The following is a 23,359-nucleotide window of genomic DNA, read 5'->3' as shown; positions in this document are numbered from 1 at the left end:
GCCGATGCAACAAAAAACTTTTACCAACGCATTTATCGACACCATCCGCAACATCTTTTCCGATAAAGGCGTGTTGCTGATGCTGGTGATTGCGCCCGTGCTCTACGGTTTTTTCTATCCGTGGCCGTACAGCACGCAGGCGGCGCGGCGGATTCCGGCTGCAATCGTCGATTACGACAAAAGCACCTTGTCGCAGCGTATCGTGCGCATGGCTGAAGCCAGCCCGCGCTTAGACGTTCGGGCCATGCCCAGCGAACATGATGCGAAAAGAGCATTGTGGAAAGGGGAAATCGGCGGCTATATGGTGCTGCCCGCCGGTTTGAAAAACAATGTAATGATGCAGCGGCCCGCACGGGCAGGCGTGTTGGCAAACGGCAGCTATCTTTTGGTCAGCAAAGAAGTTCAGACAGGCTTTGCCGAAGTGGTAGGCACGGTTTCCGCAGGCATCCAAATCAAACGCCTGCAAGCGGGCGGCATGACTTCGGAACAAGCCTTTGCCGCGCAAAATCCGATTCCGTTTGCCATGCAGGTGCAATATAACCCTACGCAAGGCTACGGCAATTATGTTGTGCCGGGCGTGGCGGTGCTGATTGTTCAGCAGCTTCTGATGATGGGCTCGGCTTTGTTGGTAGGCACATGGCGCGAACAGAAACGGCAATACGCCACCATGCGGGCATGGGCAGGCAGGATTTTTGCGCTCTCAATGATGGGCTGGCTGATGTCGCTGTTTTACTTCGGCTGGGTGTTTTATATTCAAGACTATGCGCGCGGGCAGAATATCGGCGGCATGCTGGCTTTTACGCTGTTGTTTGCGCCTACGGTTGCCACACTCGGCTGCTTGTTCGGCTTGTGGTTTCAAAAACGCGAGCGTTCTTTGCAGCTCCTAATGTTTACTTCGATACCAATGTTTTTCCTCAGCGGCTACGCCTGGCCCGCCGAATCTCTGCCGCTGCCTTTGCAATGGCTCCGCTGGCTGATTCCGAGTACGGCGGGCATTCAGGCTTCGGTGCGGTTCAACCAAATCGGCACACCGTTTACCGAAGGAGCATATTTATTGTGGATATTATTGGGATTATTGGCGGTTTATTGGCTGATTTTATGGTGGTATGTGAAATACAGCCGCACCACGTTTGAACCGTAACGGAGTTGCTTTTTAAATGCAGGCTACAACTCCGTATGTGAAAATACAGTTACATTATTTCTACAAACAACAAACCCGCCCGCAAATAAATGCCTGTCTAAAAACAAGCAACACAAGTTTTCAGACAGGCATTTCCATTATCCCAATCATTTGCCTCAAACCATCAACCGCTGCGTTTACCGGCCTCCTCTTTACCAGCCTGCCAAATATTCCCTAACCAGCCCTTCATTCAAGTGCCAATGGCAAAGCTCCCGGCCCTCATGCAGCAAAACCGGCACGAGTTCATTATATTGCGCTTCCAATACCGCATCTTCATCCACATCCAGCACTTCCAGCTCAAAACCGAATTCTTCCTGCAAAGGCTTCAGCTCATCGCGCATTTTGTGGCACAAGCTGCAATATTCCCGAAACATCAAAGTCAGCTTCACATTATCATCCTTCTTTTCAGACAGGCATTCACTCAGCCCGACACAAACAATTCATTACCATGCCGTTTCAACCAGTTTTTCGCTTCAAGCGTGTACGGCGTAAACCTGTTTACCAAAGCCCAAAAATCGCTGCTGTGATTTAAATGGCGCAGATGGCAGAGTTCGTGTATGCACACATAATCCGCTACAAAATCCGGCGCGCCGATTAAGCGCCAATTTAAGCGTATGCCGGTACGCGTTCTGCATACGCCCCAAAACGTTTTCGCATCGGATAACTTTACCGCCACAGGCTGCAATCCGGTTTGAGCGGCATGATACATCAAGCGCGGCAGCAACATTTCCTCGGCATGCGCCCGCAAATAACGGGACAAATGCTTTTTCTGCGCCGCCCAATCACCCCGCGGCAGCCGTAGCGCACCTTGCTGCAAAGCCACAAACGCAGCATCGTGTTCAAGCAATTCATGCCGCATACCACGATACCACACACTTTCCGGCCGCACCGCCGCTTGCCCTTTACCGGCACGTTGCAGCAAATCCAGCACAAAATGCTCGTTTTCAGACAGCCATTTATCCAGCTTGCGCTCGCTTAAAAACGGCGGAATGTTCACGCTGATTTCATCCGCCGTCACCGGCCGCATAATAATATTTTTCTTCGCACTGCGCCGAAGCTGCAAAGCAATGCTTTGCCCATTATTTAAAATATGTTTTTTACGAATCATCCCAAATAAACCGATGCCTGTCTGAAACAGAAACTTCTTGACTAATAAGCACAAAACCTCTAAGATTCGCACTCATTTTATTTGAAGCCATCGTCTTCAGCCAACTTTATAAAATGCCTATCTTCGGATAAGGCTTTTCTTTTTGGTTTTGCCAAATTTACCCACGCAAAACCAGCCTTGCAGGTTGTCGCCGATGTTAACACAAGCCCTCGAGCTTGCGACAACCTTTAAAAGCGATATTCTTTATTCTTTTTTCCCCTGCTTCAGGCTGCCTGCATATTGCCGGGCAGAAGGTGTTGTTGATGTTTTAGGAACACCATGTCTATCAAATTCAGCGATTTACTGCACGATAAAAACATCCTCTCCGCCCTCAAAACCGAAGGCTACGAAACCCCCACCCCCATTCAGGCGCAAGCCCTGCCCGCAGCATTGGAAGGCCGCGACATCATGGCCGGCGCACAAACCGGCTCAGGCAAAACCGCCGCATTCCTGCTGCCCACGCTCCAGCGCCTGACCAAACGCAGCGAAAAATCCGGCAAAGGCCCGCGCGCACTCGTGCTCGCGCCCACCCGCGAATTGGCTGCGCAAGTTGAAAAAAATGCGCAAGCCTATGCCAAAAATATGAAATGGTTCCGCACCGTAACCATCGTTGGCGGCTCATCATTCGGCCAACAAATCCGCGCATTAAGCAAACCCGTCGATTTGGTTGTGGCCACACCAGGCCGCCTGATGGATTTAATGGACAGCGGCAAAGTCGATTTCGACCGCCTCGAAGTATTGATTCTCGACGAAGCAGACCGCATGCTCGACATGGGTTTTATCGACGACATCGAAACCATCGTGGCCGCCACCCCCGAAAGCCGCCAAACCCTGCTTTTCTCGGCTACTTGGGATGGCGCTGTGGGCAAACTCGCGCGCAAGCTGACCAAAAACCCCGAAGTGATCGAAATCGAACGCGTTGACGATCAAGGCAAAATCGAAGAGCAGCTTTTATATTGCGACGACAAACGCCACAAAGACCGCCTGCTCGATTACATCCTGCGCGATGCCAATATCGACCAATGCGTGATTTTCACTTCAACCAAAGCCATGACCGAGGTTTTGGCCGACGAGTTATACGATAAAGGCTTTGCCGCCAACTGCCTGCACGGCGACATGCCACAGGGCTGGCGCAACCGCACCCTGATGGATCTGCGCAAAGGCCGCTGCAAAATCCTCGTCGCCACCGACGTAGCCGCACGCGGCATCGACGTGCCCACCATCACCCATGTGATCAACTACGACTTGCCCAAACAAGCCGAAGATTACGTGCACCGTATCGGCCGCACCGGCCGCGCAGGCCGCACCGGCTTGGCAATCACCTTTGCCGAAGTAAACGAATATGTGAAAGTGCACAAAATCGAAAAATACATCGGCCGCAAACTGCCCGAAATGACCATCGAAGGCATGGAGCCGACCCGCAAACGCAACAAGCCAGCCGGCAAGCCAAAAGGAGGCAAAGGTAGCTGGGGCGACAAACGCGGCGCTTCGGATAAAAAATGGGGCGCACGCAAAGATGGCAGCGCGCGTAAAGACGGCGGATTTAAAAAAGCCAAAAAATCCAGCAGCGGCAACTTCAAAAAACAAGATAAAAAAAGAAACTGATAGCTGCTTGCAAAACAGTCTCTAACAACCATACAAGATGCCTGTCTGAAAAACAATTTTCAGACAGGCATCTTGTATGTAGGTGCGATTAATCAATGTAGTCGGATTCTTGAATCCGACATTGGTGCTATCACGATCATTTTGTCGAATACAAGTATCCGACCTACGGTTCTGTTTATTCATCATACTCCAACGAAAAATCCAAACTATCCCCACCCCAGTGCTGCGGATAAACCCCTTGTTTCACATAACGGTGAAACGTAGAAAATGGCCAATCCGATACCTGTGGCACATGGCCGTGTTTCACCGGATTGAAATGCACATAATCGAAATGACGGGCAAAATCCGCCTCATCACGAATAATGTGTTCCCAAAACCGTTTTTGCCATAATCGCACATCAGCACCGATTAAATATTGGCTGTGCCGTTTGATTTGCCGCTAACGTTCGGAACAATCCGCATCGTTTTCAGGCAAATGCCAAATGGTATGCAGATGATCGGGCATCAACACCCATGCCGTAATTTCAAACGGGTATTTTCCCCGCACCGCCCAAACAGCCTCACGCAAAGCCGAACGCACGGAATCACCGGTTAAAACCGGTTGGCGGTTATGCGCCACCACCGTAAAGAAATACGTTCCGCCCGCACGGTAATATCGACGATATCGCATAGTTTTCCCCTTGTGATACAAATTGACCGATACAGATAATACAAGATGTAGGTCGGATTCTCGAATCCGACGTTTATACATTATCACAACGATTAAACATTTCTGTTATACCAAGCATTTTGTCGGATACAAGTATCCGACCTACGCTTGTTTGCCGCATTTGAGACAACAGCATGAAGGCCGTCTGAAATTCAGACGGCCTCGTTGTTTATTTGCAGGTAGGGTGTGTGGCGTAAGCCACGCACGCGGCTTCAAAGATTCCGACAACGCGTGCGTGCCGATGGCACACACCCTACGCACACAGGCTACGCTTGCTACGGACGCAGGCTACACTTGCTATAAATCAAAACTTGGACGTGGTAAATTTAATTTATCCATTTCAAGCTCCCTAGCGAGATTTCTATTTGAAATCCTTCTAACTGCCTCTGCCGCTACAAACTGAACGCGCATAGTCAAATTTATTAACTGCCTTCTAGATAATCCTGAAGAAATATATCGACTTTGTACATAATTTGGAAAACGGCCACATTCAGATAAGAACCTATCATCAGAATTCATGGATTTTATCTTTACTATCTCCTTCGCAAGATTATAAATATTATGTCCAATATTTCTTCTTCTTTCTTCATTATATCCAAATTTTGCCAAAACCGCTTTTAGAGATAATTCAGCTGTGATGCAGATTGTTTGAACTGCAGCGTCCAAATTTTCATCTTGAGATAATATTCTATTCGTTGCTATCAAATTATTAGTAGCTTGTTCCAACAATTGTGAACACTCTCCCTCCTCCAACCTTAAATCATCAACGGCATACGCATAATCAACCAAATCGGCAACACCATAATAGGCGCGCCACCCCTGTTCGGGGTAGTTTTGAAAGATATTTTCCAATTCCTGTTGTTTTATTTGTATCAAATTCAAAATATCTATCATATAGCTACCAAAAATTATCGGAACATTCACGTTGTACATTTTATCTCTAATAGCAATGGCACTTTTCAAAACAGCTAGAGAAAAATCTTCATTAGGGTAAATTTTTTTATATACTTGTTTTATAAAATCATATTCATCAAGTTCAAAAAAATTTTCAACAATCTTATTTTCTTGCATCCAAAGAAACATTGTTTCTAATGGTCTATCTCTAATGGGGATATCGTGCTCAATTAAAATATCATTAATTCGTCGTACAAAAGCTTCATCTATTTTTTTCATTACACTCACTCCGCCCCAAACAACAACCCTTCCTTAATCCCGCGAATCTTATCCCTTAACACCGCCGCTTCTTCAAACTGCAAATCCCTTGCCGCGGCCTGCATGGCTTTTTCGAGTTTGGCGATTTCTTTAATGGCGTCTTCTTCGGTGTGAATTTCGCCCACTTTCACTTTGGTTTTCAGACGGCCTTTGCCTTTGGGGCTACCTGAATCGTCGTGGTACACGCCGTCAATAATGTCTTTTACCTGTTTAGTAATCTGCTTCGGCACGATGCCGTGTTCTTGGTTGAATTTAATCTGTTTTTCGCGGCGGCGTTCGGTTTCTTCGATGGCGGCTTTCATGGAATCGGTGATTTTGTCGGCATACAAAATCGCTACGCCGTTTACGTTGCGGGCGGCGCGGCCTATGGTTTGGATCAGGCTGCGGTGGCTGCGCAGGAAGCCTTCTTTGTCGGCATCGAGGATGGCAACGAGGGAGACTTCGGGGATATCCAAGCCTTCGCGTAAAAGGTTGATGCCGACGAGCACGTCAAACAGGCCGAGGCGCAAATCTCGAATGATTTCAACACGCTCAACGGTATCAATATCGCTGTGCAGATAGCGCACTTTGATGCCGAGTTCGCTGTAATAGCCGGTGAGCTGTTCGGCCATGCGTTTGGTGAGGGTGGTCACGAGTACGCGCTCGCCTTTGGTGATGCGGTCGTTGATTTCGCTGAGTAAGTCGTCCACTTGGGTGGCGACGGGGCGGATTTCGATTTGCGGGTCGACGAGGCCGGTGGGGCGCACTACTTGCTCGACCACTTGGCCGGCATGTTCTTCTTCGTATTTGGCGGGCGTGGCGGAAACAAAGATGGTTTGCGGCATGATTTTTTCAAATTCGTGGAATTTGAGCGGGCGGTTGTCGCGGGCGGAAGACAGGCGGAAGCCGTAGTCGACGAGGTTTTGTTTGCGGCTGGCGTCGCCTTTGTACATACCGCCGATTTGGGTAACGGTAACGTGGCTTTCGTCGATAAACATGATGGCGTTATCAGGCAGATAATCCATCAGCGTGGGCGGCGGTTCGCCTTCTTTTTTGCCGGAAAAGTGGCGCGAGTAGTTTTCGATGCCTTTGCAGAAACCCATTTCGTAGAGCATTTCGAGGTCGAAGCGTGTGCGCTGCTCGATGCGTTGGGTTTCAACGGGGCGGTTTTCTTTGGTAAAGAAATCAATGCGTTCGCGCAGTTCTTCTTTAATGCTTTCGCAAGCGCGCAGCACGGTGTCGCGTGGGGTCACGTAGTGGCTGGAGGGGAACACGGTGTAGCGCCCTACCCGCTGGATGTTGCTGCCTGTGAGCGGGTCGAAAATGTCTAGGCGGTCGATTTCGTCGTCAAATAGGTTGATGCGCAAGGCGTTGTCGGAGCTTTCGGCGGGATACACGTCGATCACGTCGCCGCGCACGCGGAAGGAGCCGCGTTTGAAATCCATTTCGCCGCGATCGTATTGCATGGAAACGAGGGTAGAAATAATGTCGCGCTGCTCAATGGTGTCGCCCTCTTTCACGGAAAGCACCATTTGTTGATACTCGGTGGGGTCGCCGATACCGTAAATGGCGGACACGGTGGCGACGATAATCACGTCGTTGCGCGTCATCAGGTTTTTGGTGGCGGAAAGGCGCATCTGCTCGATGTGTTCGTTAATCGCGGAATCTTTTTCGATAAACAGGTCGCGGCTGGGCACATAGGCTTCGGGTTGGTAGTAGTCGTAGTAGGAAACGAAGTATTCCACCGCGTTTTCGGGGAAAAACTCGCGCATCTCGGCATAAAGCTGCGCCGCCAGGGTTTTATTGTGCGCCATGATGATGGCCGGGCGGCCGCTTCGGGCAATCACATTCGCCATCGTATAAGTTTTGCCCGAACCGGTTACGCCAAGCAGGGTTTGGTAAGCGAGGCCGTCTGAAAGCCCTTCAAGCAGGCCGGCAATCGCGGTGGGCTGGTCGCCGGCAGGCGGAAAAGGCTGGTAGAGTTTGAAGGGGGAATTTTCGTATTGAATCACTTCCATAATGCGGCCTGCTTGAAATGGGGAAAAGTAAAGATTATAGCAAATGCCTGTCTGAAAAAGGCTTTCAGACAGGCATTCGGTTTGCGCTATAATATTGCCCATCTTAATTTTTGGGTTTTGAAAACATGAAACTTTCTTTGCGCTTGGGTGCGCTTTTTCTATGCTGCTTCGGCCTGCAAGGCTGCCTGGTGGCCAGCGCGGTGGATTTGGCCGCAACCACGGTGTTTACGGCGAGCAAAGTGGTGGTGAAAGGCACTGGCGCAGTGATTGATGCGGCGATTCCCGATAAGGATAAAGACGAAAACAAGAAAAAGCGTAAAAAAGAAAAAGCGCAGATTGAAGCTTCCGATTACGAGCCTTCGGAATAAAGGCACTTTTCAGACAGGCATCATTAAACAATGCCTGTCTGAAATTGTTTAAAACCCTCATTTATATTAAACTTACAGCCGATTACATCCACCCCTAAACAACGAGAATACCATGCAAACTTTTCCATCTTTTCTAAAACAACATCTGCAAACCAACCAACTTCCCGCCGAATTGGGCAGCGTGCTGGAAAGCACGGTGGCAGCCTGCGTTGAAATCAGCGGTAAAGTGCGTCAGGGTGCGCTGGCCGGTGTGTTGGGCGAAGCGGGTTCGGGAAACGTGCAAGGCGAGGATCAGAAAAAACTCGACGTGATCGCCAACAATATCCTGATTGAGCAACTCAAAGCCAACCCTGCCGTGGCCGGCTTGGCCAGCGAAGAAGAAGATACTTTTGTGGCCTGTAATGAAAACGGCGGCTATTTAGTACTCTTCGACCCGCTCGACGGCTCTTCCAATATCGATGTGAATATCTCTGTGGGCACCATTTTCTCCATTCTCGCCAAGCCCACAGGCACTTTGGAAACCCAATCGTTCCTGCAAAAAGGCAGCGAGCAAGTGGGCAGCGGCTATGTGCTTTACGGCCCGCAAACCCAGCTTGTGTTCACGCTTAAGCACGGCGTGTTTGTATTTACGCTGAATAATCAAAACGAATTTATACTCACCAAAGAAAACCCAAGCGTGCCCGAGCAGACCAAAGAATATGCCATCAATGCCTCCAACCAGCGCCACTGGTTTGCACCTGTACAGCAATATATCAAATTGCTGATGGCGGGCGATACCGGCGCTCGCGGCAAAAACTATAATATGCGCTGGGTAGCCAGCATGGTGGCCGAAATCCACCGCATTTTAATGCGCGGCGGTGTGTTCCTCTATCCGGCCGATAAGCGAGATCCGTCTAAGCCCGGCAAACTGCGCTTAATGTATGAAGCCAACCCGCTCAGCCTGATTATCGAGCAGGCAGGCGGCAAAAGCAGCAACGCCCAGCAGAATATGCTCGATATCCAGCCTGAGGGCTTGCACCAGCGCGTGGCCGTGATTATCGGCAGTAAAGAAGAAGTGGAATATGTAAACCAGCTGCATTAAGCGCTCACTTTACCATGCCTGTCTGAAAACCATGTGTAACGTTAACAACATTTTCAGACAGGCATTCGTTTGCTTTTACACAATAAAAACACACGCCAACATGGCGAGCCATATAATAAACACCGCAGAAACAATCTATTATGAAAGGAAAACAAATGAAACTTCTCCATCTGGCCGCAGCCATGGCCATCGGCTTGAGCACATTTGCCGCGCAGGCCGAAACGCTGGCACAGATCGATACCAATATAGGCACAATCAAGCTTTCGCTAGACGAAACGAAAGCCCCAAAAACCGTAGCCAATTTTGTAAACTATGCCAACAAAGGCTTTTACGACGGCACCATTTTTCACCGCGTGATTGACGGGTTTATGATTCAAGGCGGCGGATTCACTGCTGACATGGCACAAAAGTCCACCGAAAAAGCCATCACCAACGAAGCAGCCAACGGCCTGAAAAACACAAAAGGCACCATCGCCATGGCGCGCACCGCATCACCGAATTCCGCCACCAGCCAATTTTTCATCAACTTAGTCGACAATGATTTTCTCAATCGCAAAGGCAACAGCGCGCGCGATGCAGGCTATGCTGTGTTCGGCAAAGTAACCGAAGGCATGAATGTGGTTGAACAAATTGCCAAAGTGCAAACAACCAATCAGGGTTACCATCAAAACGTGCCGGTCAAACCGATCATCATCAAGAAAGTAACGATTCTGAAATAAAGCAAAGCTGCCGTAAGGGCAGCTTTTTACCGTTTCAAACAATAAAATTTACCGATCATACTCGGGCTTAACCCGAATATGACGGAGTGTACTATTTTAGATTGACTCCTCACTCAGCGTCTGCGCACTTAACATATTCAATATAATGAAACACTTTCTTTCCGGCCTGTTTTTTCTTGCACTGACAACACTCGCAACCGCAGCCAACTACACCATCAACAGCCAACATGCCCACGCCCGCTTCAGCCTCCTATACTTGGGTCAAAAAAGCCATGTCGGCGGCTTCTACGGCCTTAACGGCGTATTGGCTTTTGACGAAACCCGGCAAACCGGCACCATCGACCTTATTATTCCGGTAAACACACTCAAAACAAGCAGCAATCAATTTACCGAATATCTTAAATCGGAAGATTTATTTAACGCACAAGCATTTCCTAAGATGCGCTTTGTTTCCACACAATTCAATTTCCAAAACGGCAATCTGGTTTCCGTAAACGGCAATTTAACCGCTCTCGGAAAAACCCATCCGGTTAAATTGGTTGCACAAAAATTCGGTTGCCGAACCGGCCAGCCGCATAAAAACCGCGTTTGCAGAGGCCGCTTTACCGCCACACTTGACCGCACCCAATGGGGTATGAATTATTTGATAGGTAAAGGCGTAGGCAGAGACGTGGATTTAACCGTTGTGATAGAAGCGGCTACAAATCACTAAAGAAAGCTTTCAGACAGGCATTTCATCAAACCGATTGATAGTAAACCCATCTTTAAGAAACACCCGATTCTTGGCATAATAAGCATCCCTTTTTCCAAGAAACTCACAACCATGACCGATTTCATCCGCCTGCCCGCTTCCGAGCTAAAACCCTCTACCATTGCCCTGCCCGGCTCCAAAAGCATCAGCAACCGTACCCTGCTTTTAGCTGCGCTTTCCGATAACAGCTGCGTTATCAAGTCCTTATTAAAATCAGACGATACCGACCGTATGCTTGAAGCGCTGGAAACACTCGGCGTGAAACTGGAACGCAACGAATCAGGTTTGGTTGTGCATGGCTGTAAGGGCTCATTTCCAAACCGCAATGCTGATTTATTTTTAGGCAATGCCGGCACAGCATTCCGCCCGCTTACTGCCGTTTTAGCCATACTCGGCGGTGATTACCATCTGCACGGCGTGCCGCGTATGCACGAGCGGCCGATTGGCGATTTGGTGGACGCATTAAGGATTGCCGGTGCGCAAATCGACTATTTAGGCAATGAAGGCTTTCCCCCTCTGCGCATCAACGAATTTCAGGATAAAGACACGAGGATTATTCCGATTCGCGGCAATGTGTCGAGCCAATACCTTACCGCCTTGCTCATGGCTCTGCCGCTGACCGGAAAGGCGTTTGAAATTCATGTGGAAGGCGAATTGATTTCCAAACCCTACATCGACATCACTTTAAACCTGATGGCCAAGTTCGGTGTGAACGTGGAAAATCACAATCACGAAATATTCAAAATTCCCGCAGGCGCGCGCTATCATGCACCCGAAACCATTCATGTAGAAGGCGATGCCTCCAGCGCATCTTATTTTCTCGCTGCGGGCTTATTATCAGGTGTGCCCATCCGTGTAACCGGCTTGGGCAAACATGCGATTCAAGGTGATGTGGCATTTGCCAATGAGCTGGAAAAAATCGGTGCCTCAGTATCTTGGGGAGAAGATTTTATCGAAGTGAGCCGTGCGCAAGGCCAGAAAGTGCTGCCCTTCGATTTAGACGCAAACCATATCCCGGATGCAGCCATGACGCTGGCCGTAGTCGCACTCGCAACCGGCGCACCATGCAGCCTGCGCAATATCGGCTCTTGGCGCGTAAAAGAAACCGACCGCATCGCTGCCATGGCCAATGAATTGCGGAAAGTCGGCGCAATTGTAGAAGAAGAACCGGAAGCCATCCACATTACACCGCCTGCTACTCTAACACCCAATGCCGAAATCGATACTTACGATGATCACCGTATGGCGATGTGTTTTTCATTGGTTTCCTTGCTGGGCGTGCCGGTTGTGATTAACGACCCGAAATGTACGCACAAAACATTCCCTGATTACTTCGATGTGTTTGCTTCATTGCAGAAATAAACAATGCCTGTCTGAAAACATTTTCAGACAGGCATTGTGTCAACGGGCCCGACTATAAAAAACCCAAGTCTTTTTCTCCATACCAAAGCAATGATAAAAGAGATGAAGTAGATTAGCCCCTCAATCTTTCAGCCATAGCTGCTTTTTCATTCCTTTAAATCCAAATGAAGAAAACACCTGCTTATTTATTTAAGCAGGTGTTTTGCTCAGATGCTAGGTTTAAAACGCAACATAGTTAACAGGGTTAACCGGCTTACCGTCTTTACGCACTTCAAAATGCAGTTTAGTTCGGTCGGCATCAGTATTACCCATTTTGGCGATGGTTTGTCCGCGCTTCACAGTTTGGCCTTCTTTTACAGACAGGCTTTGGTTATGACCATAGGCCGTCAGGAAAGTTTTGGTGTGCTGAATAATCACAAGATTGCCATAACCGCGCAAGCCTGAACCCGCATACACCACTTTACCGTCTGCCGCAGCCACCACAGGTTGACCGGCCGTTCCACCGATATCCACACCTTTGTTACTTGCAGTAAATTGGGTGATCACGCTGCCAGATGTCGGGCGTTGCCACGTTATGCCTTCAACTGTACGCGTACCGCCTGTTGCCACGGTAGGCGTCGTAGCCGGGCCGCTTGCCGGTGGCGTGGTCTTGGCAGCGGGTGCTTGTTGTGTGGTAACAGCGCTTCCTCCAGCCGGAGCAGTATAGCCTGCAGGCTTAACGCGCAGAGTTTGGCCTACATTAATGTTATTGTCTGACAAACCGTTCCAAGCACGCAAATTGTCTTGCGTAATGTTGTAACGTTTGGAAATATTGTAAACAGTATCACCACGCACCACAGTGTGTGTGACCGCATTGATGTCTACAGGAGCATTAGAAGGTATGTAGCTGCCGCCGCTTGCCGCAGGAGCAGGTGGAGTATAGGGAGCGGGAGTGTTGTTCACCACGCTTGTGCCACCTGCATTCGGATCATAAGGCGTTGCGCCATAAGGGTTAGAAGATGGGGCGCTTCCTGCCTCGCTACCGTAACTGCCTGCCGAACCAGTGCTGCCTTGCACTACTGGAGCCGGGGGTTGTGTCCAAGAACATGCGCCCAGCATCAAAACGATGGCAACCGAGCCGGTACGGATTGCGGTTTTCTTTAACATCTTTGCTTACCTTCTTTAGTTTAATTTGATGGAATTTGGCGCATATCATAATCAAATTGCGCGTTATCCTCAAGTTTTTTACGGACTTAAGAACCGTTTATTCTAGAATTTTGCAAGATTTTATCTTGATTGAAAATTTTTCTAGCACGCACCGTTCTGCCAAAATTGCGCCACTTCCTGCATCTGCTCAAACCCGGTCAAATCAATTTTCAGCGGGGTAACCGTGATGAAACCTGCTTCACATTCTGCGAAATCCGTGCCTGTTTCTTTATCTGAAATATTGCCGATGGGGCCTATCCAATAAATCGGTTCTCCACGCGGATTGCGGGAAGGAATGATACTTTGAACATGATGGCGGCGGCCGAGCCGCACGGTTTTAATGCCTTGTATATCTTCTGGCGCAACGGCAGGAATATTAACATTCCATAAAACAGGCTTGGGAGGAGGATTTTTTACCAAACGGTCAATCATCATCCAAGCTGCTTTTTCTGCTGTTTCCCAATAGCGGTCGCTATAATCATTAAGTGAAAAGGCAACTGCGGGAATACCTAAAAGATAAGCCTCGGTAGCAGCGGCGACAGTACCTGAATAGAGCGTATCATCTCCCATATTTGCGCCGTGATTGATACCTGATAAAACCAAATCGGGCTTGAATTCCGGCAAGGAATGCAAACCGAGATGGATGCAGTCGGTCGGGGTGCCGCTCACAAAATAAAAGCCGTTTTCAGCTTCCCGTATGCTCAAGGGGCGATCCAGCGTAAGCGAATTACTCACACCGCTTCTGTTTCGCTCAGGCGCTACTACGCGCACGTTGGCAAATTCGCCTGCTACACGCGCCAACACTGAAATACCTTGAGCGAGATAACCATCATCATTACAAATCAATATATTCATAAGTTTCCCGTTACTCTATTCTCTGATTAAGTATAAAGGCGCTATTCTACGGTTCCGACCAGATTAAATCTAGATAACGTTTCAGACAGGCATTGCTTTGATTAAAATAACCCACTTAAGGGCAAACCGCTTTTGCAATCTGATCGGTATATTGACCTTTATGCCAACTATCTGCCATCGGCACACCATTTTCTACGCTTTTAACATTTGCCTGTAAGCCTTTTTTGCAATCAATCAAAATCGGCCAGGTGTTGGCGCTCATCCGCCGTTCAAAAAAATACAGGTTTGTTTGCAATATCGTTTTATGGTCATCCACAAACAAAACTTTATCAGTATCTACCGCCACGAATTTCAATACTTGAGGCTTAATATAGCTCCACGGTTTATAAAACGCAGTTTCCCCGATTTCAGCCACAACAGCTGTATTTTTCGGCAATAATGAACGGGTATGACTGAACCAAGTATATTCACTATATATTTGAAATAACAGCATTCCCAAGCCTGCTCCCGCAGGAACCAGCCATTTGGGCGACTTCTTAAAAACAAACCGCAGCCCCAGCATCACACCCGCAGCGCCCAGCCCGGCAAAAATAGTGGCAATCCATTCCCAAACCATTAAAGTTCCCTTTATAAAATTAAACACCGAACGTCTATATTTATCCGGCCTTGATAACAATGCCTGTCTGAAAAAGTTTTGATTCGCGTAACCCAATCAAATCACTTTAAAACAATAACTAAGTTAATGCCCGCGATTACGGTTTTAAAATGATTTTATAAAACAGTTGTGCAAGTTTATATGATTTTAAAATTTTGGGCTTCCCTGCGGAAGCCCAAATTTCACAAGATTTAGTGATCAACTGCCTTACCGGCACCACGCGGATAGCGCACGCTCTCTACCAAATCCTGTACATCCTGAGGCGGTGCTTTACCTACACTAGAAATCACGAATGCAACTACGAAGTTGATTACAGCACCCACTGTACCGAACGACAGCGGAGAAATACCGAATAACCAATTAGCTTCCACATTCTCGAAAGTGTTGGTGCCGGGGATGAAGAACCAGCCCATGTATAAGAAGATATACACACAAGTGGAGATCAAACCGGCCAGCATACCTGCTGTTGCACCTGTACTATTGATGCGCTTGGAGAAGATGCCCATCATCAAAGCAGGGAAGATAGAAGCCGCTGCAATCCCGAAAGCCAATGCCACTACTTGTGCTGCGAAGCCCGGAGGATTGATACCCAACCATGTAGCAACGACAATCGCTAAGGTCATAGACACACGCGCTGCCATCAATTCGCCTTTTTCAGTGATATCGGGTTTAAGTGTTTTCTTAATCAAGTCATGCGATACAGCTGAAGAAATAGCCAGTAACAAGCCTGCCGCAGTAGACAATGCTGCCGCCAAACCACCCGCTGCAATCAAACCGATTACCCAGCTCGGCAGATTCGCAATTTCAGGGTTAGCCAATACCAAGATATCGTTGTTTACAGTTAACTCGTTACCTTTCCAACCACGCTCATTAGCAGTTGCTTCAAAAGCAGCAGATTTGTCGTTGTAGTATTGAATATTACCGTCGCCGTTTTTGTCTTCAAACTTCAGCAAACCGGTAGTTTCCCAGTTTTTCATCCATTGCGGACGCGCTTCATAATTCAAAGCTTGTTCTTGAGAGCCATTCGGGTACACAGTATTAACCAAGTTGATACGAGCCATAGAACCTACTGCAGGAGCTGTGGTGTAAAGCAAGGCAATGAATACCAGCGCCCAACCGGCAGACGAACGGGCATCGGATACTTTAGGTACGGTAAAGAAACGGATGATTACGTGCGGTAAGCCGGCGGTACCAATCATCAACGACATGGTAAACAGGAACATATTAAACTTATTGGGCACATCAGCAGTGTATGCAGTAAAGCCCAAATCGGTTACCAACAAATCCAGTTTTTGCAGCAAAGGCATACCGGAAGCAGTATCTGTTCCAAACAAACCCAGAGGCGGAATCGGATTACCGGTTAAGTTGAATGAAATGAATACGGCGGGAATGGTGTAGGCAATAATCAATACAACATATTGTGCAACTTGCGTGTAAGTAATGCCTTTCATACCACCCAATACCGCGTAAAACAACACCACTACGGCCGCAATCAGCAAACCGGTCGTATTGCTTACTTCAAGGAAGCGTGAGAACGCCACACCGGCACCCGTCATCTGACCGATCACATAAGTGGTTGAAGCCACAATCAAACAGGCAACCGCAACCAAACGCGCCGTACGGCTGTAAAAACGGTCGCCGATAAAATCCGGCACAGTAAATTTGCCGAATTTACGCAGATAAGGAGCCAACAATAAAGCCAGCAATACATAACCACCGGTCCAACCCATCAAATAAGCTGAAGCGCCGTAGCCGTTCATAGCCAACAAACCAGCCATAGAAATGAACGATGCGGCACTCATCCAGTCCGCAGCGGTTGCCATACCGTTCAAAACCGGATGCACACCACCGCCGGCAACATAAAACTCCTTGGTGGAACCTGCACGAGCCCAAATCGCAATACCGAAGTACAGTGCGAAAGACGCCCCCACAAAAATCAAATTAATTGCAAATTGGCTCATGGTTTACTCCTCATGCACACCGAATTCTTCATCAAGCTTATTCATTCTCCAAGAGTAAAAGAAAATGATGGCGATGAAAGTTAAAATGGAACCTTGTTGGCCAAACCAAAAACCTAAATCAGATCCCCCTACCTTAATCCCCGCAAGCAAAGGACGCAGCCAGATAGCAAAGCCGTGGGAACACACAGCCCAGACTACCAAGCAAGTCAAAATAAGTCGGACATTGGCTTTCCAATAACCGGCAGCATCATGTTTGTGATTGGACATGATTGTTTCCTCCTAACACTGTTCTTCTTTAAAACCTAATTTTGTTTTGATACCAAGTTTCATGACAGAAACCGAAACCAAACCCAAATTCAGTCAAACTTCTATTCAAAATAGTCAGACTACACATCTCTTTCCACCATGTAGTTCTGTGTAAGAGAATAACATAGATTTACACTATTGCAACGCATTTCTACAGCCTCCACCCCAAAATAAAACCATCTATATGATTTATATAAAAAAATAGATAAAACAATGAATTATTTAGAGAAATTTACAGCTAAAAGCCATAAATAAAAGTTATCGATGCCCAAAAAAACATCGATACCTAAATACATAAATATATTTATGATTTACCATCCTTTACAAAACAAATTAAGGAAACGATAAAACATTAATGCAATTACACAGGGTTTCAGAATCCCTATCTGAATCAAATGTTTCAGACAAGCATTTTTCAGCTAATCCTGACACTTATCAACACTCAACGTATTGTATTTTATATACTTCCATATATGAAATTTAGATAAATAAATATTGCAACAAAATCTCGCGACATCTGTTTTCTATCTTTTAAACAGCCAAACCCATCTCTTTTTCAACTTAAAAAATAATAGATCACCTTTTTCTTAAAATATTCATGATCTGAACACACAAAATACCTCCGGCTTAAATAACTGAGCCGAGTCAACACGCTTTATTGATAGAATTTAGAAAATCATTTTTGTCGGTGTTACAACACAAAAACGGTTTGGAAGCCATTTCCAAACCGTTTCTAAAGTATCTTTAAGTATAAATTTTCAGACAGGCCTGTCTGAAAATAATATCAACCTTAAGCCAACTCCTTGCGCATCCGGCTGATAACAGCCTCATAATCAGGCTTTCCAAAAATCGCAGAACCGGCAACAAACGTATCCGCCCCAGCCGCTGCGATTTCAGCAATATTTTCAGGTTTTACCCCTCCGTCCACTTCTAAAGAAATCCAACGACGGCTGCAACGCTCATATTCATCCAATAAATGTCTTACACGGCGCAGCTTTGGTAAAGTATTCGGAATAAAGCTCTGCCCGCCAAATCCCGGATTAACCGACATAACCAATACCATATCCAATAAATCCAGCACATTTTCCAATACATTAACCGGAGTAGCCGGATTCAACGCCAATCCTGCTTGACACCCTTTATCCCTAATCAAATTCAAGCTTCTGTCTATATGACGGCTCGCTTCAGGATGAAACGTAATAATGTTTGCCCCCGCATCTGCAAATGCAACGATCAAATCATCTACCGGCTCCACCATCAAATGCACATCTATCGGCACCCGCGAATACGGTTTCAATGCTGCGCAAACCATAGGGCCGAAGGTCAGATTCGGCACATAATGATTATCCATCACATCAAAGTGAATCAAATCGGCACCTGCATCAATCACTTTTTCCACTTCTTCACCCAAGCGTGCGAAATCAGCAGATAAAATACTAGGTGCTATACGGTAATCAACCACGCTTAAACTCCAACTATATTTTCAGACAGGCATATTATTCCATCCATCCCAAACTGACACAATGGCAACAAAACTACAACAAAAGCATAATAATATTCAAAAATAATAAGAATATTAAAATCAAGTATATTAACGGAAGTTAACGCCGTAAATACTCCGCTTCACGCCAAAGTCCGCTATATTGAACCCGCTTTAATCTGCTTCATATAAACGGAATCATGAAATGAAATTTTCCAGCTTGTCTTTCATCAAATATACGGCTGCTACCGCATTGTGCACTTTATCGCTACACGCTTCCGCCGTTGTATTGAGCGATTTTTATCCCAATTGCGATATGCGTTCGTTATCTTTGGATGAAAGCCAGCAAAAAGCGCTCCTTCAAATCCGGAATGCACACAAAAAAAATATAGAAAGAGTCAAGATTAGAAACCGGAATGCAAATTTCTCGCGCAAACAAGAATTAATCAAAGTATTATCAACCGTTCCTTTCAGCAAACACGAAGCCCGCCGTTATCTTCAGAAACGTTATGATTCAGATATGGATCTCGCCGTTGAAGAACTTTCGGTACAACATAAAATATTTCAAGTGCTGACCCATGAACAACAAGAAAAATGGTTGGCAAACTGCGCCCGATAAACCAAAAGTGCCCGCATTGTTTTCGGGCACTCTTTATATAATAAAAAACCTATAACAAATAAACCGGCCCAACTTAATGCCCGTCTGAAAACCACTTTTTCAGACAGGCATTCTTATTATTTAAACTTTTACCGTCATACTTATGCCTTAACCGAGTATCCCCTTAATTTCAAATTCATACACGAAGAAAGAATAGCTGCCTACACAGTTACTGTTTTTTTAGCTATTCCACTTAGTAAACCACCTCCCGAAAGCAACCGTAACCCGCGTTGCCGAAAGCTGTTTTTTTCAGTAAAATTACGAATTCCAACCGAGCGACTAAACATCATGACTAAGTTTATCTTCGTAACCGGCGGCGTAGTATCTTCATTAGGCAAAGGTATCGCCGCCGCTTCCATTGCTACTATCCTCGAGTCGCGTGGCTTGAAAGTAACCATGCTCAAACTCGACCCTTATATCAATGTAGACCCCGGCACCATGAGCCCCTTCCAGCATGGCGAAGTGTTCGTTACGGAAGACGGCGCAGAAACCGACCTGGATTTGGGCCACTACGAACGTTTCATTAACTCCACCATGTCGCGCCGCAACAGCTTCAGCGCAGGCCAGGTTTACGAACAAGTAATCGCCAAAGAGCGCCGCGGCGACTATTTGGGCGGCACCGTACAGGTTATCCCGCACATTACCGACGAAATCAAACGCAAAATCCATGAAGGCGCAGCAGGCCATGATGTTGCCATTGTTGAAATCGGCGGCACTGTGGGCGATATTGAGTCACTGCCATTTTTGGAAGCCATCCGCCAAATGCGCAGCCAATTGGGGCGCAACAACACTTTATATGTACATTTGAGCTATGTACCCTACATTGCCGCAGCAGGCGAAATCAAAACCAAGCCTACCCAGCATTCGGTAAAAGAACTGCGTGAAATCGGTATTCAGCCGGATGTGTTGATATGCCGTATGGATCGCATTTTGCCGGAAGACGAAAAGCGCAAAATCGCCTTGTTCTGCAACGTGGAAGAGCGGGCGGTAGCCGGCAGTTATGATGCGGACAGCATTTACGAAATTCCCGAAATGCTGCACGAGCAAGGTATTGATACCATTATCTGCGAGCAACTCCAGCTTAATGTTCAGCAGGCCGATTTAACCGAATGGAAAAAAATCGTTTACGCGATTAAAAATCCGAAACACACGGTGAAAATCGCCATGGTCGGCAAATATGTTGATTTAACCGAATCCTACAAATCACTCACTGAAGCCTTGAAACACGCCGGTATCCACACAGAAACCGACGTTCAGATTACTTATGTTGACAGCGAAGCCATCGAAAAAGAAGGTGATGCCTGTCTGAAAGACATGGATGCTATTTTGGTGCCGGGCGGATTCGGCGTTCGCGGTGTGGAAGGCAAAATCGCCGCGGTCAAATACGCGCGTGAAAATAATGTGCCTTATTTAGGCATCTGCCTCGGCATGCAAATCGCGCTGATTGAATATGCGCGCAACGTTGCCGGAATGAAAGGCGCCAACTCCACCGAGTTCGATTTAAAATCTCCTTATCCTGTGGTCGGCTTAATCGATGAATGGCAAACGGCAGACGGCAGCATCGAAAAACGCGACGAACATGCCGATTTAGGCGGCACCATGCGCTTGGGTGCACAAGAAGTCGATTTGAAACCCGACAGCCTTGCTGCCAAAATTTACGGCACCACCTCAATCAAAGAGCGCCACCGCCACCGCTACGAAGTGAACAACAATTTCGTACCTGAGCTGGAAAAAGCAGGCTTGGTTATCGGCGGGGTATCCGCAGGCCGCGAGCGTTTGGTAGAAACGATTGAGCTGCCCGACCACCCATGGTTTTTTGCCTGCCAGTTCCATCCCGAGTTCACATCAAACCCACGAAAAGGCCATCCGCTGTTTAGCTCATTTATAAAAGCAGCATTGGCTAAAAAAGCTTGATACTCTAAAAAAACAAATGCCTGTCTGAAAGTTTCAGACAGGCATTTGTTACATGTCGGCGCGGCCCAGTTTTAGAGCTGTTGTGTTAAAATCCAAATCTATTTTTTATTCAAACACATCTTATGTCGAACCCAGCAAAGCAATACAGCGAATCCAGCATCACCGTCCTCAAAGGTTTGGAGCCGGTAAAAGAACGGCCGGGCATGTACACCCGCACCGACAGCCCCACCCACATCTGCCAAGAAGTGATCGACAACGCCGCCGACGAAGCACTCGGCGGTTTTGCCAGTGAAATCAAAGTGGAAATCCATGAAGACGGTTCGCTTTCCGTGCGCGACAACGGGCGCGGCATTCCGGTGGGGCTCCATCCGGTAGAAGGTTTGCCGGTGGTGGAATTGGTGTTCACGCAGCTTCATGCGGGCGGTAAGTTCAACAAGAAAGACGGCGGCAGCGCGTATGCCTTTTCAGGCGGCCTGCACGGGGTGGGCGTGTCGGTAACCAACGCGCTTTCCAAACGCCTCGAAGTAACCGTGAAACGCGAAGGCAAAATCCACCGCATCGTATTTGCAGGCGGCGCAGTAGTTGAGCCGCTGGCCGAGGTCGGCAAATGTGCGGTGAAAGACAGCGGTACCGAAGTGCGCGTGTGGCCCGACGGCAAATATTTTGAAAGCCCGCAATACAGCATTCCCGAACTCGAACGCCTGTTGCGCGCCAAAGCCGTGTTGCTGCCGGGCGTTACCGTGTCGCTCACCCGCCCCGTAAAAGGCCTGTCTGAAAAAGAAGTGCAGACATGGCATTACCCCAACGGCCTGAAAAGCTATCTGCTCGACTTAATCAGCGAAGCGCAGGAAGCCGTGCCGGTGTTCGCTTCGGAAAACTATATTTCAGACGGCCACGACAGCGATTTCAGCACGGGTGAAGGTGCGGCGTTTGCGCTCACTTGGCTGGAAGAAGGTTCGTGCAACAGCGAGAGCTATGTCAACCTGATTCCTACCCCGCTCGGCGGCACGCACGAAGCCGGTTTGAAACAGGCCGTATTCCAAGCGGTGAACAACTTCATCAACCACCACAACCTGCTGCCGCGCGGCGTGAAAGTGCAGAGCGACGACGTGTTCAGCCGCGTGGCGTTCGTGTTGTCCGCCCGCGTGCTCGACCCGCAATTCCAAGGCCAAACCAAAGACAAACTCACCAACCGAGACGCGCTCAAACTCGTGGCCGCTGTGTCGGGCGACCCGCTGGAATTGTGGCTCAACCAAAACGTCGAAGCCGGTAAAAAAATCGCCGAACTCGCCATCAAGCAGGCGCAGGCGCGGATGCGTTCGGTGAAGAAAATCGAGAAGAAAAAAGGCAGCGGCGTGGCCGTGCTGCCCGGCAAGCTCACCGATTGCGAAAGCGAAGACATCCGCGAAAACGAACTTTTCTTGGTGGAAGGCGATTCGGCAGGAGGTTCGGCCAAACTCGCACGCGACAAAGCCACCCAAGCCATCCTGCCCTTGCGCGGCAAAGTGTTGAACAGCTTCGAAGTGCATCAAGACCAACTGTTCGGCAATGCCGAAATCCACGACATCGCCGTCGCCATCGGCGTTGACCCGCACGGCGCAAACGACAACCCCGATTTAAGCGGCCTGCGTTACGGCAAAATCGCCATCCTTTCCGATGCCGACGTGGACGGATCGCACATCCAAGTGCTGCTGCTCACCCTGTTTTACCGCCATTTCCCCAAACTGGTTTCAGACGGCCATATTTATGTTGCCCAGCCGCCGTTGTTCCGCGTGGACGTAAACGCGCAAGGCAAAAGCAAACCCGCGCGCAAATTCTACGCACTCGATCAGGGCGAATTGGACGGCATTTTGGAGCGGCTGCAAAAAGAAGGCGTGAAAGAAACCGCCTATTCCATCAGCCGTTTCAAAGGCTTGGGCGAGATGAACCCCGACCAGCTCAAAGACACCACCATGCACCCCGACACCCGCCGCCTGTTGCGCGTCAGCATTCCTGAGGGAGCCGGTGAAGAAACGTATGATATTTTCGTCAAGCTGATGGGCAAAGGCGAAGCCGCCAGCCGCCGCGCTTGGATGGAAGCTGAGGGCGACAAAGCTGAAGTGGATATTTAAAACCTGAAGCCTTTACCAAACAGCCATTCACGCGGCTGAAGGATGATGAACTTATCATTAAAAAAGGTATTCTAAATAGCTGATGAATCAAGACAGCTGTTTT

The 23,359-nt window shown here is 48.0% G+C and carries 20 protein-coding genes and 1 pseudogene; 10 read left to right on the top strand and 11 right to left on the bottom strand.

Annotation, left to right across the window (positions count from 1 at the left end; all coding sequences use genetic code 11):
• Positions 1-4 precede the first annotated feature (4 nt).
• A complete protein-coding gene (locus tag AKG09_RS05555; protein WP_054618474.1) occupies positions 5-1,141 on the top strand; it encodes an ABC transporter permease in 1,137 nt (378 codons plus the stop codon).
• Between the two features lie 191 nt (positions 1,142-1,332).
• Here the strand turns inward: AKG09_RS05555 and AKG09_RS05550 are convergent, their stop codons facing one another.
• On the bottom strand, positions 1,333-1,569 hold the full coding sequence (locus AKG09_RS05550) for a glutaredoxin family protein (protein ID WP_054618473.1): 237 nt from the start codon (positions 1,567-1,569) through the stop codon (positions 1,333-1,335).
• Between the two features lie 32 nt (positions 1,570-1,601).
• Positions 1,602-2,288: a M48 family metallopeptidase gene (locus tag AKG09_RS05545; protein ID WP_054618472.1), complete on the bottom strand. Its 687-nt coding sequence runs from the start codon at positions 2,286-2,288 to the stop codon at positions 1,602-1,604.
• Between the two features lie 318 nt (positions 2,289-2,606).
• Between AKG09_RS05545 and AKG09_RS05540 the strand changes: the two genes are divergently transcribed.
• Positions 2,607-3,932: a DEAD/DEAH box helicase gene (locus AKG09_RS05540; protein WP_009116627.1), complete on the top strand. Its 1,326-nt coding sequence runs from the start codon at positions 2,607-2,609 to the stop codon at positions 3,930-3,932.
• Between the two features lie 175 nt (positions 3,933-4,107).
• On the opposite strand, the pseudogene AKG09_RS05535 reads toward AKG09_RS05540, so the two are convergent.
• The 3 genes and pseudogenes from AKG09_RS05535 to uvrB form a co-directional block, all read right to left on the bottom strand.
• Positions 4,108-4,602 (bottom strand): annotated as a pseudogene (locus AKG09_RS05535) (transposase).
• A gap of 336 nt (positions 4,603-4,938) precedes the next feature.
• Entirely contained in the window at positions 4,939-5,814 is an 876-nt protein-coding gene (locus tag AKG09_RS05530) for a HEPN domain-containing protein (RefSeq protein ID WP_054618471.1), read from the bottom strand.
• Positions 5,815-5,819: 5 nt separating this feature from the next.
• Positions 5,820-7,850, bottom strand: a complete 2,031-nt coding sequence (uvrB, locus tag AKG09_RS05525; RefSeq protein WP_054618537.1) for an excinuclease ABC subunit UvrB — start codon at positions 7,848-7,850, stop codon at positions 5,820-5,822.
• 125 nt (positions 7,851-7,975) lie between these two features.
• On the opposite strand from uvrB, the gene AKG09_RS05520 reads away from it, so the two are divergent.
• The 5 genes from AKG09_RS05520 (at position 7,976) to aroA (ending at position 12,131) form a co-directional block, all read left to right on the top strand.
• Positions 7,976-8,218, top strand: coding sequence for an NF038104 family lipoprotein (locus AKG09_RS05520; protein WP_082391847.1), 243 nt, complete (start codon positions 7,976-7,978; stop codon positions 8,216-8,218).
• 112 nt (positions 8,219-8,330) lie between these two features.
• Positions 8,331-9,299 carry a class 1 fructose-bisphosphatase gene (locus tag AKG09_RS05515; RefSeq protein WP_054618470.1) on the top strand — a complete coding sequence of 323 codons (969 nt, stop codon included), beginning with the start codon at positions 8,331-8,333 and terminating at the stop codon, positions 9,297-9,299.
• A gap of 155 nt (positions 9,300-9,454) precedes the next feature.
• Positions 9,455-10,018 (top strand): peptidylprolyl isomerase, encoded by a 564-nt coding sequence (locus AKG09_RS05510; protein ID WP_231623905.1) that lies wholly within the window; start codon positions 9,455-9,457, stop codon positions 10,016-10,018.
• Between the two features lie 145 nt (positions 10,019-10,163).
• On the top strand, positions 10,164-10,730 hold the full coding sequence (locus AKG09_RS05505; protein ID WP_054618468.1) for a YceI family protein: 567 nt from the start codon (positions 10,164-10,166) through the stop codon (positions 10,728-10,730).
• 111 nt (positions 10,731-10,841) lie between these two features.
• The gene (gene aroA / locus AKG09_RS05500; RefSeq protein WP_054618467.1) at positions 10,842-12,131 is read left to right on the top strand and encodes a 3-phosphoshikimate 1-carboxyvinyltransferase; all 1,290 of its coding nucleotides are present in this window, start codon (positions 10,842-10,844) and stop codon (positions 12,129-12,131) included.
• Between the two features lie 219 nt (positions 12,132-12,350).
• Here aroA and AKG09_RS05495 read toward each other — a convergent pair whose 3' ends face one another.
• From AKG09_RS05495 to rpe, 6 genes are all read right to left on the bottom strand, one after another.
• A complete protein-coding gene (locus AKG09_RS05495; RefSeq protein WP_054618466.1) occupies positions 12,351-13,277 on the bottom strand; it encodes a peptidoglycan DD-metalloendopeptidase family protein in 927 nt (308 codons plus the stop codon).
• Positions 13,278-13,418: 141 nt separating this feature from the next.
• On the bottom strand, positions 13,419-14,171 hold the full coding sequence (gene surE / locus AKG09_RS05490) for a 5'/3'-nucleotidase SurE (protein WP_054618465.1): 753 nt from the start codon (positions 14,169-14,171) through the stop codon (positions 13,419-13,421).
• Between the two features lie 115 nt (positions 14,172-14,286).
• Positions 14,287-14,847: a hypothetical protein gene (locus AKG09_RS05485; RefSeq protein WP_231623904.1), complete on the bottom strand. Its 561-nt coding sequence runs from the start codon at positions 14,845-14,847 to the stop codon at positions 14,287-14,289.
• Between the two features lie 170 nt (positions 14,848-15,017).
• Positions 15,018-16,787: a sodium:solute symporter family protein gene (locus AKG09_RS05480; protein WP_054618463.1), complete on the bottom strand. Its 1,770-nt coding sequence runs from the start codon at positions 16,785-16,787 to the stop codon at positions 15,018-15,020.
• Positions 16,788-16,790: 3 nt separating this feature from the next.
• On the bottom strand, positions 16,791-17,054 hold the full coding sequence (locus AKG09_RS05475; protein ID WP_054618462.1) for a DUF4212 domain-containing protein: 264 nt from the start codon (positions 17,052-17,054) through the stop codon (positions 16,791-16,793).
• An 829-nt stretch (positions 17,055-17,883) separates the two neighbouring features.
• Entirely contained in the window at positions 17,884-18,555 is a 672-nt protein-coding gene (gene rpe, locus AKG09_RS05470; protein ID WP_054618461.1) for a ribulose-phosphate 3-epimerase, read from the bottom strand.
• Between the two features lie 223 nt (positions 18,556-18,778).
• Between rpe and AKG09_RS05465 the strand changes: the two genes are divergently transcribed.
• The 3 genes from AKG09_RS05465 (at position 18,779) to AKG09_RS05455 (ending at position 23,256) form a co-directional block, all read left to right on the top strand.
• Complete coding sequence (locus tag AKG09_RS05465) at positions 18,779-19,192, top strand: Spy/CpxP family protein refolding chaperone (RefSeq protein WP_054618460.1); 414 nt, start codon at positions 18,779-18,781, stop codon at positions 19,190-19,192.
• 327 nt (positions 19,193-19,519) lie between these two features.
• A complete protein-coding gene (locus AKG09_RS05460) occupies positions 19,520-21,145 on the top strand; it encodes a CTP synthase (protein ID WP_054618459.1) in 1,626 nt (541 codons plus the stop codon).
• Between the two features lie 122 nt (positions 21,146-21,267).
• Positions 21,268-23,256: a DNA topoisomerase IV subunit B gene (locus AKG09_RS05455; protein ID WP_054618458.1), complete on the top strand. Its 1,989-nt coding sequence runs from the start codon at positions 21,268-21,270 to the stop codon at positions 23,254-23,256.
• Positions 23,257-23,359 lie beyond the last annotated feature (103 nt).

Origin of the sequence: Neisseria sp. 83E34 (assembly GCF_001308015.1) — a bacterium.
Taxonomy (GTDB): Bacteria; Pseudomonadota; Gammaproteobacteria; order Burkholderiales; family Neisseriaceae; genus Neisseria.
Note: the sequence above shows the minus strand (reverse complement) of the source record. Positions and strands in the feature narration are given on the sequence as shown.

What these genes read in the sequence shown, in the direction of transcription:
- AKG09_RS05555 (WP_054618474.1), top strand. Translation starts at nt 5, where the DNA reads ATGCAACAAAAAACTTTTACCAACGCATTTATCGACACCATCCGCAAC.
- AKG09_RS05545 (WP_054618472.1), bottom strand. Translation starts at nt 2,288, where the DNA reads ATGATTCGTAAAAAACATATTTTAAATAATGGGCAAAGCATTGCTTTG.
- AKG09_RS05540 (WP_009116627.1), top strand. Translation starts at nt 2,607, where the DNA reads ATGTCTATCAAATTCAGCGATTTACTGCACGATAAAAACATCCTCTCC.
- AKG09_RS05530 (WP_054618471.1), bottom strand. Translation starts at nt 5,814, where the DNA reads ATGAAAAAAATAGATGAAGCTTTTGTACGACGAATTAATGATATTTTA.
- uvrB (WP_054618537.1), bottom strand. Translation starts at nt 7,850, where the DNA reads ATGGAAGTGATTCAATACGAAAATTCCCCCTTCAAACTCTACCAGCCT.
- AKG09_RS05520 (WP_082391847.1), top strand. Translation starts at nt 7,976, where the DNA reads ATGAAACTTTCTTTGCGCTTGGGTGCGCTTTTTCTATGCTGCTTCGGC.
- AKG09_RS05515 (WP_054618470.1), top strand. Translation starts at nt 8,331, where the DNA reads ATGCAAACTTTTCCATCTTTTCTAAAACAACATCTGCAAACCAACCAA.
- AKG09_RS05510 (WP_231623905.1), top strand. Translation starts at nt 9,455, where the DNA reads ATGAAACTTCTCCATCTGGCCGCAGCCATGGCCATCGGCTTGAGCACA.
- AKG09_RS05505 (WP_054618468.1), top strand. Translation starts at nt 10,164, where the DNA reads ATGAAACACTTTCTTTCCGGCCTGTTTTTTCTTGCACTGACAACACTC.
- aroA (WP_054618467.1), top strand. Translation starts at nt 10,842, where the DNA reads ATGACCGATTTCATCCGCCTGCCCGCTTCCGAGCTAAAACCCTCTACC.
- AKG09_RS05495 (WP_054618466.1), bottom strand. Translation starts at nt 13,277, where the DNA reads ATGTTAAAGAAAACCGCAATCCGTACCGGCTCGGTTGCCATCGTTTTG.
- surE (WP_054618465.1), bottom strand. Translation starts at nt 14,171, where the DNA reads ATGAATATATTGATTTGTAATGATGATGGTTATCTCGCTCAAGGTATT.
- AKG09_RS05480 (WP_054618463.1), bottom strand. Translation starts at nt 16,787, where the DNA reads ATGAGCCAATTTGCAATTAATTTGATTTTTGTGGGGGCGTCTTTCGCA.
- AKG09_RS05475 (WP_054618462.1), bottom strand. Translation starts at nt 17,054, where the DNA reads ATGTCCAATCACAAACATGATGCTGCCGGTTATTGGAAAGCCAATGTC.
- AKG09_RS05465 (WP_054618460.1), top strand. Translation starts at nt 18,779, where the DNA reads ATGAAATTTTCCAGCTTGTCTTTCATCAAATATACGGCTGCTACCGCA.
- AKG09_RS05460 (WP_054618459.1), top strand. Translation starts at nt 19,520, where the DNA reads ATGACTAAGTTTATCTTCGTAACCGGCGGCGTAGTATCTTCATTAGGC.
- AKG09_RS05455 (WP_054618458.1), top strand. Translation starts at nt 21,268, where the DNA reads ATGTCGAACCCAGCAAAGCAATACAGCGAATCCAGCATCACCGTCCTC.